This is a genomic window from Mesorhizobium sp. B2-7-1 (genome assembly GCF_006440735.1).
In the GTDB taxonomy this organism is placed as follows: domain Bacteria; phylum Pseudomonadota; class Alphaproteobacteria; order Rhizobiales; family Rhizobiaceae; genus Mesorhizobium.
In genome coordinates this window covers 32,076-45,514 of record NZ_VFUA01000048.1, presented here as the reverse complement: position 1 = coordinate 45,514, position 13,439 = coordinate 32,076, and the positions used below count along the sequence as shown (strand labels likewise).

Annotated in this window: 9 protein-coding genes; 2 read left to right on the top strand and 7 right to left on the bottom strand. The window is 65.8% G+C overall.

Annotated elements, in window-relative coordinates:
• Nucleotides 1–82 precede the first annotated feature (82 nt).
• On the bottom strand, nucleotides 83–973 hold the full coding sequence (locus tag FJ471_RS18745; protein ID WP_140805631.1) for a LysR family transcriptional regulator: 891 nt from the start codon (nucleotides 971–973) through the stop codon (nucleotides 83–85).
• 117 nt (nucleotides 974–1,090) lie between these two features.
• Here FJ471_RS18745 and FJ471_RS18740 point away from each other — a divergent pair, with 117 nt between their 5' ends.
• Complete coding sequence (locus FJ471_RS18740) at nucleotides 1,091–1,381, top strand: muconolactone Delta-isomerase family protein (protein ID WP_140805629.1); 291 nt, start codon at nucleotides 1,091–1,093, stop codon at nucleotides 1,379–1,381.
• A 37-nt stretch (nucleotides 1,382–1,418) separates the two neighbouring features.
• Here the strand turns inward: FJ471_RS18740 and FJ471_RS18735 are convergent, their stop codons facing one another.
• Together FJ471_RS18735 and FJ471_RS18730 are read right to left on the bottom strand one after the other, a co-directional pair.
• Nucleotides 1,419–1,787, bottom strand: coding sequence for a hypothetical protein (locus tag FJ471_RS18735; RefSeq protein ID WP_140805627.1), 369 nt, complete (start codon nucleotides 1,785–1,787; stop codon nucleotides 1,419–1,421).
• Entirely contained in the window at nucleotides 1,784–2,158 is a 375-nt protein-coding gene (locus tag FJ471_RS18730; RefSeq protein ID WP_140805625.1) for a hypothetical protein, read from the bottom strand. The genes FJ471_RS18735 and FJ471_RS18730 overlap by 4 nt, the downstream gene beginning before the upstream one ends.
• Nucleotides 2,159–2,328: 170 nt before the next feature.
• Between FJ471_RS18730 and FJ471_RS18725 the strand changes: the two genes are divergently transcribed.
• Nucleotides 2,329–3,099: a pyrroline-5-carboxylate reductase gene (locus FJ471_RS18725; protein ID WP_140805623.1), complete on the top strand. Its 771-nt coding sequence runs from the start codon at nucleotides 2,329–2,331 to the stop codon at nucleotides 3,097–3,099.
• A 6-nt stretch (nucleotides 3,100–3,105) separates the two neighbouring features.
• Here the strand turns inward: FJ471_RS18725 and FJ471_RS18720 are convergent, their stop codons facing one another.
• The 4 genes from FJ471_RS18720 to FJ471_RS18705 all read right to left on the bottom strand — a co-directional run bounded on the left by FJ471_RS18720 (nucleotide 3,106) and on the right by FJ471_RS18705 (nucleotide 13,158).
• A complete protein-coding gene (locus tag FJ471_RS18720) occupies nucleotides 3,106–6,324 on the bottom strand; it encodes an efflux RND transporter permease subunit (RefSeq protein ID WP_140805621.1) in 3,219 nt (1,072 codons plus the stop codon).
• A complete protein-coding gene (locus FJ471_RS18715) occupies nucleotides 6,321–9,422 on the bottom strand; it encodes a multidrug efflux RND transporter permease subunit (protein WP_181179550.1) in 3,102 nt (1,033 codons plus the stop codon). The genes FJ471_RS18720 and FJ471_RS18715 overlap by 4 nt, the downstream gene beginning before the upstream one ends.
• Nucleotides 9,423–9,451: 29 nt before the next feature.
• Entirely contained in the window at nucleotides 9,452–11,014 is a 1,563-nt protein-coding gene (locus FJ471_RS18710) for an efflux RND transporter periplasmic adaptor subunit (protein ID WP_246684760.1), read from the bottom strand.
• A gap of 725 nt (nucleotides 11,015–11,739) precedes the next feature.
• Nucleotides 11,740–13,158 (bottom strand): FAD-binding oxidoreductase, encoded by a 1,419-nt coding sequence (locus tag FJ471_RS18705; protein WP_140805618.1) that lies wholly within the window; start codon nucleotides 13,156–13,158, stop codon nucleotides 11,740–11,742.
• Between the last annotated feature and the right edge of the window lie 281 nt (nucleotides 13,159–13,439).

Below are 13,439 nucleotides of genomic sequence, written 5' to 3'. Positions count from 1 at the left end.
ATTTCCGTCTTTGAGGCATCAGTCCCTCTCTCAGGACTGTCCCTTATATCCTTGTCTCAGTTTTGGGGTGCACTCCACAGCCCTACTGCCTACTGCCTACTGCCCTCCTCAAATCCCCAACCACCGCCCGCCGGTCATTCCGCCGCCAGGCGAGGTGGACCGACACGCTGCGTTTGAACCAAGGCAGGTCGCGGAAGACAACGCCCGCGGGAGCGGCGCTTCGCAAGCTTTCCTGAACCGTCGCCAGACCGAGACCGGCGCTGACCAGGCCGAGCGAGGTCAACGGATCGGCGGTCTCATAGGCGATGTCGGGCATGAAGCCGGATTCGGCGCAGGCCGCCAGGAACTGCGCGCGATTGGTGTCGCCGGGCTGACGCACGACGGTGATCCAGACGCGACCGTCGAGCTGACCGGGTTGGATGTCGGCGACACCAGCCAGCGGATCGCCCTGCGGCATTGCCAGAACCAGCGGCTCGCGCCGCACCAGCATGCTTTCAAGATCGGAGTCGCCTTCCGGTGCGGGCGAATAGACGAAACCAAGGTCGAGGATGCGCTGCCGCAGATCCTCGAACTGCGCGGCCGTCCGCCGGCTGCGCAGTTGCAGATGGAAATCCGGCCGCGCGCGGCGGAAATCCCTCAGCATGTCCGCGACCAGTCCCGAATGCACCGCGCCTTCGACATAGCCGATGGCGAGGCTGCCGGCGGCGCCGCTGGCGAGGTTGCGGCCGAGCTCTTCCAGCCGCGCCGCATTGGCAAGCAAGGCACGGGCCTCGGCAAGGAAGGCCCTGCCCTCGGCATTGAGGTGGACGCGCTGCTTCGCCCGCTCGAACAACGCGACGCCGAGTTGCTCCTCGAGCTGGATGATCTGCCGGCTCAAGGGCGACTGCGAGATGTGCAATTGCTCGGCCGCGCGGCCGACATTGCCAGCCTCGGCGACGGCGACGAAATATCTTACCTGGCGCAGGTCGAGCATTTTTAGCCTCCAACAATTAAGACCTTTCCGATCTCAACTATAGCCTAAGCAGTCTTGGACAGTCTGACCAGCCAGCGCGATATCTCCGGGCATCAACCGGCCACAAAGGAGACCGCCATGCAGTTCTTTGCCCTGCTCACCCGCAATACTCAAAAATTCAGCGACGCCGATTTCGCGCCGCTGCTGCCGCCCGAATCCGAACAGCGCAGGACGCTCTACGCGCAAGGCGCCGTGCGCCAGATATGGAACCGCGGCGACGTTCCTGGCACCGGCATGATGTTCGAGGCGGTCGACGACGCCGAAGTGCGCGGCCACCTTGCCACGCTGCCGCTGATCGAAGCCGGCATGATGGACATCGCGGCGCTCGTGCCGCTCAACCCCTATCCGGGTTTTGGGCCGAAGCGCTGAACGTCGGATGATCGGGGCTGTCGTGCCCGCGGCAGCCTCACACCGGCCAGCGTTGCTGCATCGAAATCCATACGATCAACGGCACGGCGACCAGCAGCGCCAAGTCCAGTCCGGCCCTTCTGGCCTTGCCGGCATTTTGCCGTTGCACCTGTCGCCACACCCGAAATCCCGCGGCAGGGACAAGCAGCACATAGACGGCGCCCAGTATCCAATAGAGGGCCGTATCGGTCGCTGGAACGCCTGCCAGCTTCAGCACGCCGCCAATCAGGATCATCGGCACCGCAGCGGCGAGACCTGCCACCAGCCAGGCGGCAAAGGCAATCAGGACGCCCGGAAACGACGTCGCCGACAGCGCGACAAGCACCGCCAAAAAGATGAGCGAAGCGATAAAAGCGCGCTGGCTCACGGCCAGGCGTCCTGCATCGCGTTCAGCGACAGCCAGGCCATCGAAGGCAGCGCCACAAGCAGCGCCAGCCGCAGCCCTACGGATCGTGCCTGATCGGCCTCGCCGCTTTGGAGACGCCGCCAGATCTGGAGCACCGCAAAGAGGACGAACAGGGCATAGAATCCGCCCAGCATCCACAGAGCCGTCTGACCGGATATCGCCATGCCGTTATTCTCAAGCACCTTGCCGATCAGCATGACCGGCCCGGCGACGAAGAAGGCGATGGCGATGCCGAACAGGAAGCCGATCATCGCGCCCGGGAAAGGTGTCGCCGACAGCGCCACAAGCACCGCCAGCAGGATGATCAGGGTAATGAACGCGCGCTGGCCCATGGCCATATTCCCTCATCGGACGGTGTGTAACGTACCGGTTCGACCTTAATTGCGCGTAACGGCATGGCCGGCCTTCGAGCCGCAGGCCGGAGCCAGAGACCGCCCTCCCCTTGCCGACAACGGAACCGGCGCTATTGTCGGCGGCCATCGAAACAGGGGCGAAAACTTCCATGAGACTTGGCTTTGTCGGCACGGGCACATTGAGCTCGGCCATCGTCACCGGGTTGAAGTCGCTGCCGGGCGAGACGACGCCGGTGGTGGTCTCGCCGCGCAACGAGACGATCGCCGCCGAGCTTGCCGCGCGCCACCCGGACGTGCGCATCGCCGCCGACAACCAAGCCGTGCTCGACCAGTGCGACACCGTCATGCTGGCGGTGCGGCCGCAGATCGCGCGCGAGGTGGTGAAGGAACTGCGGTTCCGGCAGGACCATCACGTCGTCAGCCTGATCGCCACGATATCGCGCGAGGAGATCGCGGGCCTCGTGGCGCCGGCGGCGCATGTCTGCAAGGCGCTGCCGATGCCGATGATCGCCCGCCTGCAGGGCGCGACGATCATCTGCCCACCGGACCCGATAATGGCGGCGTTCTTCGGCAGGCTGAGCGGTGTGATCGAGGTCGAGGACCAGGCCGAGTTCGACGCGCTCAGCGTCGTCACCGCGAACTACGCCAGCTATTTCAGGTATCTCGACACGATCCACACCTGGGTGCGTAGCCAGGGTGTGGCTGGAGACAAGAGCCGCGCTTATATCACCAGCATCTACAAGGCGCTGGCCAACGCTCCGGATACGGCGCCGGACGAAGACTTCATGCATCTTTCGCGGGAGTATGCGACGCGCGGCGGCATCAACGAACAGGTTCTGCGCGAGTTGACGGAACACGGCACGTTCGAGGCTTTTGCCGAGATCCTCGGCCGCGTGCACCAGCGTATTACCGGCGCGTGATCGGGATTACTCCGCTGGAGCGAGCCTCGGCAAGGGTCTGCGCGCGCTGAGCCGATCGAGATAAAGATAGACGACCGGCGTGGTGTAGAGCGTCAGCAGTTGCGAGACGATGAGGCCGCCGACGATCGCCGCGCCGAGCGGCTGGCGCAATTCCGCGCCGGTGCCGGTCTCGATCGCCAGCGGCAACGCGCCGAGCAGCGCCGCGAAGGTCGTCATCATGATCGGCCGGAAGCGCTGGACGCTCGCCTTGTGGATGGCCGCGCGGGACGAGAGCCCTTCCTGGCGTTCGGCCTGCAGCGCCATGTCGATCATCATGATGGCGTTCTTCTTGACGATGCCGATCAACAGGATGATGCCGATCAGCGAGATCACGTCGAACTCCATGCCGGTGACGATGAGCGCGAGCAGCGCGCCGATGCCCGCCGAAGGCAGCGTCGACAGGATGGTGATCGGGTGCACATAGCTCTCATAGAGCACGCCGAGCACGACATAGATCGTGGCAAGCGCGGCTGCGATCAAAAGCAACTCGTTGAGCAGATTGGCGCGGAAGGCGAGTGCGGTGCCGGCCAAGGAGCCGTGGATCGTGACCGGCATCTTGAGCTCGGCCATGGCGCGGTCGATCGCGGCCGAGGCGTCGCCGAGCGTCGCGCCATCGGCGAGGTTGAACGAGATGGTCGTGGCGACGAAATGGCCCTGGTGGTTGACCGAGAGCGGCATCGTCGCCGGTCCATAGGTGCTGAAGGCGGCCAAGGGCACCATCTTCTCGGCCGAGGTGCTGACCGCCGCACCGCTCGACGCGCTGCCATGACCGGTGACGGCGATGGCGTTGGTCGCCTGGTTCTGCAGCGAGCCCGTCAGGCTGCCGGCGAGCGCGTTGGTCTGCTGCGTGCCGCTGGCCATGGCACCGGAGGTGCTGATATAGATGCCGTTCAAGGCGCTCGGGTCCTGCAGGTAGCGCGGCGCCACCTCCATGACGACATGGTACTGGTTGCGGGCGTTGAAGATGGTCGACACCTGGCGCTGGCCGAAGGCGTCGTAAAGCGTGGCGTCGATGCTGGCCGGGGTCAGGCCAAGCCTGGCCGCACTTTCGCGATCGACCGTGATGTTGGTTTCGAGCCCGGCCTCGTCGCGGTCGGAATTGACGTCGGTGAGCTCGGGCGCCTGCTTCAGGAGATCGACCAGCTTCGGCGTCCATTGGTCGAGATCGGCGGTGGTGTCGGCCTGCAGCGTGTACTGGTAGGTCGCAAGGCTCTGGCGGCCGCCGACCCTGATCTCCTGGCGCGGATTGAGGAAGAGCTGCGCGCCGGGCAATTGCCCAAGCTGCGCGCGCAGCCGCGTCAGCACCTCTTGCAGCGGCGCCCGCTCGCCCTTCGGCTTCAGGGCGACCTGAACGAAGCCGGAATTGGTCTGCCGCCCGCCGATAAAGCCGACCACGTTCTCGACCGCCGGGTCGCTCTTCAGGATCTGCTCCAGCTGCTCGAATTTCTGCCGCATCAGCTGGAAGGAGATGGCCTGGTCGGCGCGCAAGCCGCCCATCAGCTCGCCGGTGTCCTGCTGCGGGAAGAAGCCTTTCGGCACCACCGTATAGAGATAGACGTTGAAAACGATCGCCGCGAAAAGCACCACCAGCATGATTTCGGCATTGTCGAGCGACCAGGCGAGCGAGCGGCCGTAGAAGGCGCGGACGCGTTCGAAGACGCCTTCGCCGAAGCGGGCAAGGACCGAGCGTCTGGCCGATGGGCTCGCGCCCGGGTGCAGGAAATGCGCGCACATCATCGGCGTCACGGTCAGCGACAGCACCAGCGAAATGGCGATCGACAGCGAGAGCGTCAGTGCGAATTCCTGGAACAGGCGGCCGAGTATGCCGCCCATCAACAGGATCGGCAGGAAGACGGCGACCAGCGAGGCGCTCATCGACAGCACCGTGAAGCCGACTTCCTTGGCGCCGACCAACGCCGCCCTGCCGCGCGGCGTGCCGTCCTCGATGTGGCGCGTGATGTTTTCGAGCACCACGATGGCGTCGTCGACGACGAAGCCGGTGGCGATGGTGAGGGCCATCAGCGACAGATTGTCGAGCGTGAAGCCGAGCAGATACATCGCGCCGAAGGTGCCGAGGATCGAGACGACCAGCGCGACGCTCGGGATCAGCGCCGCGCGCCAGTCGCGCAGGAAGCAGAACACGACGAGGATCACCAGAAGCACCGCCAGCACCAGCGTCAGCTCGGTGTCGTGCAGCGAGCCGCGAATGGTGGTCGAGCCGTCGGTCGCAATGCTGAGCCGCGCATCGGCCGGCACCGAGGCCTGCAGTGTCGGGATCAGCCCACGGACGCGGTCGACGGTCTCGATGATGTTGGCGTTGGGCTCGCGGTAGAGCACCAGAAGCACCGCCGGCTCGCCATTGGCGAGGCCGAGATTGCGCACGTCCTCGACGGAATCCTCGACATCGGCGATGTCGCGCAGCCTGACCGCCGCATTGTTGCGCCAGGCAATCACCAAGTCGCGGAAATCGGCGGCGTGGCTCGCCTGGTCGTTGGTGTAGAGCTGGTAGCGCAGCGCGCCGTCTTCCTCGAAACCCTTGGGGCTGCGCGCATTGGCAGAGGCAAGGGCGGCCCGTACATCCTCCAGGCCGATGCCGTAGTGGAACAGCGCGCCGGGATTGAGCTCGACGCGCACCGCCGGCAGCGATGAGCCGCCGAGGTCGACATTGCCGATGCCCTCGACCTGCGACAGGCGCTGCTGCAGCACGGTCGCGGCGGCATCGTAGAGCTGGCCGGGGGTAAGCGTACGCGAGGTCAGCGCCAGGATCATCACCGGGGAGTCGGCGGGGTTGTATTTGCGATAGGTCGGGTTGCTGCGCAGGTCCGACGGCAGGTCGGCTCGGGCGGCGTTGATCGCGGCCTGGACATCCCGCGCGGCGCCGTTGATGTCGCGATCGAGGTCGAATTGCAGCACGACATTGGTCGAGCCGGTGCCCGAGCGCGAGGTCATCTCGGACACGCCGGCGATCTGGCCGAGATGGCGCTCGAGCGGAGCGGCGACATCGGTCGACATCGTGTCGGGGCTCGCGCCCGCCATCGAGGCCTGCACCGAGATGGTGGGGAAGTCGACCTTGGGCAGAGGTGCCACAGGCAAATTGAAATAGGCGATCAGGCCGGCGGCGGCGAGGCCGATCGCGAGCAGCGTGGTGGCGACCGGCCGCGCGATGAACGGCGCCGAGAGGTTCACGGCACGGACCCGCCGGCAGACGCTTCGGCGACGCCGGCGCCGCGCCGCGTCAGCCGGTCGAAGGCAAGGTAGATGACCGGCGTGGTGAACAGCGTCAGCACCTGGCTGACGATCAGCCCGCCGACGATGGTGATGCCGAGCGGCTGGTGCAGCTCGGAGCCGGCCAGGCCGCCGACCAGCAGCGGCAGCGCGCCGAACAACGCTGCAAAGGTCGTCATCAGGATCGGGCGGAGCCTCAGCAGGCACGCCTCGTAGATCGCCTCGCGCGGATCGAGCCCCTGCAGCCGCTCGGCCTGCAAGGCAAAGTCGATCATCATGATGGCGTTCTTCTTGACGATGCCGACGAGCAGCACGATGCCGATGATGCCGATGACGTCGAGGTCATGGCCGGCGAGCATCAGCGCGACCAGCGCGCCGACTGTCGCGGATGGCAGCGTCGACAGGATGGTCAGCGGATGGATGAAGCTTTCATAGAGCACGCCAAGCACGACATAGACGGTGGCGACGGCGGCCAGCACCAGAAGCAATTCATTGGACAGCGAGCTCTGCAGCGCAAGGGCCGCGCCCTGGAAACCGGTCGTCAGGCCGGCCGGCGGCTGCATGTCCTTTTCGGCGGAGGTGATCGCCGCCGTGGCGTCGCCGAGCGAGACGCCGGGGGCTAGGTTGAAGGAGATGGTCGCGGCCGGGAACTGCGCAAGGTGGTTCACCAGCAACGGCGCCTGGCGGACATTGATGCTGGCGATCGCCGACAGCGGCACCTGGCCGGAGCCCGAGGACGGCAGATAGATCGAGCCCAGTGAGGCTGGCGTCTGGCCGACCGAAGGATCGGCTTCCAGGATGACGCGGTATTCGTTCGACTGGGTGAAGATGGTCGAGATGATGCGCTGGCCGAAGGCGTCGTAGAGCGCGTTGTCGACGGTCGCCGGCGTGATGCCGAAGCGCGCGGCGGTAGCCCGGTCGATGGTGACGTCGACGGCAAGCCCGCTCTGCTGACTGTCGCTCGCGACATCGGCAAGCTCGGGCAGCGCCGAGAGCCTGTCGGTGAGCCTGGTCGTCCACGCCGCGAGCTCGATCGGATCGGAATCCTGCAGCACATACTGGTATTGCGAAGCGCTGATGATGGAATCGACCGTCAGGTCCTGCACCGGCTGCATGTGCAGCGAGATCCCGGTGACTTGGGCGGTCTCCTGCGTCAGCCGCCTGATGATGGCGCTGGCGTCGGCCTGGCGCTCGTCGCGCGGCTTCAGGTTGATCAGCATATGGCCGCTGTTGGCGGTCATGTTCTGGCCGTCGACGCCGATGAAGGACGACAGGCTCGCCACGTCCGGATCCTTCAGGATCGCGTCGGCCAGCGCCTGCTGATGCGCCGCCATGTCGGCATAGGAGGCCGAGCCCGCCGCTTGCGTGATCGCCGAGATGGCGCCGGTATCCTGCACCGGGAAGAAGCCTTTCGGGATGGCGATGTAGAGATAGACGGTTAGCGCGAGCGTCGCGACCGCCACCAGCAGGGTCAGCGCCTGGCGGTCGAGCACCCAGCGCAGCGCGGCGGCGTAACCGTTGGCGATCGCATCGAAGGCGCCTTCGCTCCAGCGCGCCAGCGCGCCCGGCCGGCGCTCGGCCGGTGGCTTCAACAGCCTTGCGCACATCATCGGCACCAGGGTCAGCGAGACGATGGCCGAGATGACGATGGCAATGGCCAAGGTGATGGCGAATTCGTGGAACAGGCGGCCGACCACGTCGCCCATGAACAGAAGCGGGATCAGCACCGCGATCAGCGAGACGGTGAGCGAGATGATGGTGAAACCGATCTGGGCCGAGCCTTCGAGCGCGGCGGTCACCGGGTCGTCGCCATGCTCGATGAAGCGCGAGATGTTCTCGATCATGACGATGGCGTCGTCGATGACGAAGCCGGAAGCGATCGTCAGCGCCATCAGCGACAGATTGTCGAGGCTGAAGCCCCACAGATACATGACCGCGAAAGTGCCGACCAGGGACAGCGGCACCGAGAGGCTCGGGATGATCGTCGCCGGGATGTTGCGCAGGAACAGGAAGGTGACGAGCACGACCAGCAGCGCGGCCATCGCCAGCTCGAACTCGACGTCGTCGACCGAGGCGCGGATGGTGGTGGTGCGGTCGGTCAGCGGCTCGACGGAGAGTGCCGCCGGCAGGCCGGCGCGCAACTGCGGCAGCAGCGCCTTCACGCCATCTACGACGCGGATGACGTTGGCGCCCGGCTGGCGCTGGATGTTGAGGATGATCGCCGGCGTGCGGTTTTCCCAGGCGCCGAGCCTGGAGTTCTCGGGCCCTTCGATGATGTCGGCCACCTCGCCCAGCCGCACCGGCGCGCCGTTGCGATAGGCGATCACCATGTCGGCATAGGTCTTGGGATCGGCGACCTGGTCGTTGGCGTTGATGGTGTAGGAGCGCGCCGGCCCGTCGAAGCTGCCCTTGGGCGTGTTAACGTTGAGGGTGCCGATGGTGGTGCGCAGGTCGTCGATGTTGAGGCCCATGCCGGCCAGCGCCTTGAGCTTGACCTGCACGCGCACGGCCGGCCGCTCGCCGCCGGAGATCGAGACCAGGCCGACGCCCGGAAGCTGCGAGATCTTCTGCGCCAGCCGCGTCTCGGCATAGTTCTCGACCTGCGTCAGTGGCAGCGTCTTGGAGGTGATCGCCAAGGTCAGGATCGGTGCGTCGGCCGGGTTGACCTTGGCGTAGATCGGCGGCGCCGGCAGGTCGGCAGGCAAAAGATTGCCCGATGCGTTGATCGCCGCCTGCACCTCCTGCTCGGCGATGTCGAGGCTGAGGTCGAGGCTGAAGCGCAGCGTGATCACCGAGGCGCCGGCGGAGGAGCCCGACGACATCTGCTCCAGTCCCGGCATCTGACCGAACTGCCGCTCGAGCGGCGCGGTCACCGAAGTGGTCATCACCTCCGGGCTGGCGCCGGGATAGAAGGTCTGCACCTGGATCGTCGGGTAGTCGACCTCAGGCAAAGCCGAGAGCGGCAGGAACAGATAGGCGATCATGCCGACGATCAGGATGGTGGCCATGATCAGCGTGGTCGCCACCGGCCGCAGGATGAACGGCCGCGACGGATTCAGCCAGCCGGAAACCAGGCCGCTCGGCGTGTTCATTGGCTTGCGCCGCTGTCGCCGCCATTGTCGCCAGCGCCGGCATTGCCGCCGCCGTCGCGGCGATGGTGGCGGTGATGCTTGCGGCCGGCAGCATCGCCCGATGCGTCCGTGCCCTCGCCCGCCTGGCCGCCTTGGCCGGTGGAGGCTGCGGAAGCGTTGCCCGAACTGGCAGCGTGCGTGTTGCCGGAGTTGGCCGGCGGCGTGCCGGCAGCCGGGCTGCCTGTCCCAACCGCTTGCGGCTGCGCGGGCGCGGCGCCGGCGGCCGGCACTGTCCCCGAAGCTGGCGCGGCGCTATTGTCGGGCACGGTGACCTTGGCGCCGTCCTTCAGCCTATCGACCCCGTCGACCACGACCTTGGCGCCAGGCGCCAGACCGGAGAGCAACTGCGTGACGGTGGCGCTGCCCGGGCCGAGCGCAACGGTCTTCACCGAGACGGTGCTGTCGTCGTTGAGCTGATAGACGAAGGTGCCTGGCGCGCCGTGCTGGATAGCGGCGTTGGGCAGCACGCTGACCCCGGTCAAGGTGCGCACAAGCAGATGCACGTTGACGAACTGGTTGGGGTAGAGCACGCCATCGGTGTTGGGGAAGACGGCGCGCAGCTTCACCGTGCCGGTGGTCGGATCGATCTGGTTGTCGATCGTCTGCAGCGTGCCTTCGGCGATCTGTTTGGTATCGTTGCGGTCGAACAGAACGGCCTTGAGCCCGGCATTGCCATGCGTCTGTTCCAGCACTTGCGCCAGGCTGTCCTCGGGCAGCGAGAACAGCACCGAGATCGGCTGCATCTCGGCAATCACCGCAATGCCGGTGGCGTCGCCCGGCGTGACGTAGTTGCCCTGGTCAATAAGGCGCAGGCCGATGCGGCCGTCGGCGGGCGCCGTGATATGGCTGTTGGCGATGTTGACCTGCACGGCCTCGATCTGCGCCTGGTCGGACACGACGGTGCCCTCGTCAGACTGGACGGTGGCGCGCTGCAGGTCGACGGCCTGCTGCGTGATGGCGTTGGAGGTGAGCTTCAAATCGCGGTCGAGGTCGAGCTTGGCATCGGCAAGCAGCGCCTGGTCATGCTCCAATTGGCCCTGCCACTGATGCAGCGAGGCGTTCAGCGTGCGGTCGTCGATCTGGGCGAGGAAGTCGCCCTTCTTTACATTCTGGCCTTCGGTGAAGCCGATCTGGGTGATCTGGCCGCTGACCTGCGCGCGCACCGTAACCGTCGAGAGCGGCGTCACGGTGCCCAGCGCCTCGAGCACGATCGGGATATCGGCCTGCGTCACCGGCGCCACGGCGACCGGCTGCGCCAGATCGCCACCGCGGAAACGGCCGCCGCCGCGGTGGCCGCCTTGCTGCTGAACCTGAACGGGATGCAGCCAGAACGCGGCGCCTGCCGCCGCCAGGACGAGAAGCAGCGCGACGATCCAGCCGCGCCGCGAGCGGCGCGCGACCGCCGGCCGGACCTCGGTCGCGTCTCTGTCGGGGAGCATGTGCTCGCTGCGGGCCAGAGGCTCGCTCAGCGGCATTGGCTCGGTGCGGCGCTTGCGCCGGCTGACGACTTCGTCGTCCACTTCTGTCACCTACTTCATCAAGCCGCATCAGGGAGGTTCGCCGCGCGGAGCCGCCCGCCGAACCGTCGCCGATCGCGCCGTCAACATGCTCGAGGCAGGTCATAGGGGCGCGATCTTGCCCGAAGCATAGGCTCGCGGATTTTGCCGCGCAATTCCGACGCACATTAAATTCCTGTAAGAAATTGAATGGGTTAGGACCAAAAAATAGCCTTCAATTCCCGAGAAAAGACGCGATTTCGGGACGAAAATCGGAGGCGGCGGACAATGCCGTCCATCGCTTTAGACAAATGGCCACAAGGCCTTAAGAGGCGAGACCGGGGGTGGCCGAAAGCGGCACGCTCCCGCGCCGGACCTGGCCCGCAATCACCTCAGGATTGCCGGAGGGATACTCGCGAAGGTGTGAAGTCCGCCAACCGCGCAGGCAAGAGATGTGGCTTTGGAACCAAGCCCGCGCGTTAGCGTTGCCTCACATAACGACAATTTGGAGATCGTCATGCTGCGAGGCGGATTGCTTTGGCTTATCGGGATTCCGTTGCCCATCATCATCATTCTCTGGCTGCTGGGCTACCTGCACTAGAGCGTTTCACCGTTTCACGGAAACGGCGAACCGCTCTATTCCTTTGTTTGTACGCAATTCCGGACGGAAAACCGCCCACACTTTTCCTGGAATTGTTCTAGCAGCATCCCACCCACGTCCAGGCGGGCGCGGAAGGCGAAGGCACAATCTACTTGCCGTCCTTCTTCCGCCGGCTCGGCAGGGCTTCGATCTCTTCGGCGGACAAGTCCTTCACCTTGTTCCAGAAGCGCGATTTCGCCGAGTTGAGCAGGCCATCCGGATCGAGCCGTTTCTTCCACGCCAGATGCTTGAAATCCGGCTTCATGCTGCCGCCCTCGACATAAGGCACATGCGGGCTTGAGGTGCCCAGGCCATGCGCCTCGTAGACGGCCGTGATTTCCGCCAGGCGCATGTCGGTGGTGTAGCGCAGGATCGGCAGGTCGAAGGCGACCAGCCTGCCGTCGAGCAACGCGAATTCGTGATGCATCAGCACTTCGTCGCCAAAGGTTTCTTGCAGCGGGTCGATCAGGGCGCTGTCGAGCGGCGCGGGGTACGTCACCTGCAGGTTGGTGACGGTGCGGTCCTGTTTCAGCGCCTGCAGCGTGGTGTGGTTGTAGGAGAACTCGGACAGCGCCGGCAGGCCGGAAGCCGCGATACCTTCCGCATCGAGGTTGATCTCGACGGTGCCGCCATGGTCGCGCAGCGCATCGCGAACCGCTGCCGCATCCGGCTCGGCGACGATGACGATGGCGAGGTCGCGCCCTCGCCGCGCAATTTCTCCCAGCTTGGCGATCGAGGCCGCGATGCGGCCGTCGACCGTGGTCAGCAGCTTGAGGTTCAGCGCGCGCGCGTTGCCGAGCGCCATGCCAGCCTCGAAAGCCTGCCGATAAGTGTCGAACGAAGCGATGATGTTGCGCCAGCGCGGCGACGCGACAGTGCCGAGCGTCACTTCTGTGATGACGCCGTTCAGCCCCCAGGCATGATGGATGGCGAGGATTTCGGGGCCGGTGAAGACGTGGCGTTTCGGCTCTTTCTCCATCGACAGCACCGCGATCGCCTGGATGTTGCGGCCATCGCGCAGCATGCCGTGGCGGATCGAGCCGATGCCGCCGGAGCCGCCGGCGATGAAGCCGCCTATTGTGGCGATGGCTTCGGTCGAGGGCACGATCGGCAATTCGCGGCCGTGGCGCGCGAGTGCTGCGTTGATGTCGCCAATGCGGGCGCCGGCTTCGGCGCGCACAGTGCCGGGGCCGATCTCCAGCACACGCGAGATGCCGGTCATGTCGACGATCAGCCCGCCATCCATCGGCACGGCCTGGCCGTAATTGCCGGTGCCGCCGCCACGGATGACGACCGGCACATGCCACTCCGCCGCCACTGAAAGGCAGCGCGCCAGCTCGTCCACCGTTGCGGGTGCCGCGACGAGATCGCCGAAACAGGACGACAGCTCGCGGCTGAGGATCGGGCTGTACCAGAAGAAATCGCGCGAACGCTTCTTGACGATCGAGGGGGTGTCGAAGGTCTCGATGCCGTCAAGCGCCTTGGCGAAGGCCTGCCAGTCGATGTCGGTTTTGCCGGAGATGGACATGGGTCGCCTCGCCTACCGTCGGCTCGTGGTGAAACGAGCACGGGCCAGTGGGCGTCCGCAATAGTCACTGCAGCTTGGATGAGTCCGGCTTTCGTCGAGCATCTCGCTTCTCCGCTGGTCGCGCCGCGACCGGTCGAATTGCGGCTCGTTTCTTGAAAGCCCTGTGCCATGGGGTGGCGCGACTGTCGTTGAGCCTGCGCCATCTGTCAACCGCCTGCCGGCGCTTGACAAAGCCGCCTGCCTGTTGGACGTTTCTTCTTACCATGGCACCGGGTTCGAGC

Excerpts from the sequence above, each read along its gene's own strand:
- FJ471_RS18730 (WP_140805625.1), bottom strand. The coding sequence starts at position 2,158 with ATGGGCCAGCGCGCGTTCATTACCCTGATCATCCTGCTGGCGGTGCTT.
- FJ471_RS18740 (WP_140805629.1), top strand. The coding sequence starts at position 1,091 with ATGCAGTTCTTTGCCCTGCTCACCCGCAATACTCAAAAATTCAGCGAC.
- FJ471_RS18725 (WP_140805623.1), top strand. The coding sequence starts at position 2,329 with ATGAGACTTGGCTTTGTCGGCACGGGCACATTGAGCTCGGCCATCGTC.
- FJ471_RS18745 (WP_140805631.1), bottom strand. The coding sequence starts at position 973 with ATGCTCGACCTGCGCCAGGTAAGATATTTCGTCGCCGTCGCCGAGGCT.
- FJ471_RS18705 (WP_140805618.1), bottom strand. The coding sequence starts at position 13,158 with ATGTCCATCTCCGGCAAAACCGACATCGACTGGCAGGCCTTCGCCAAG.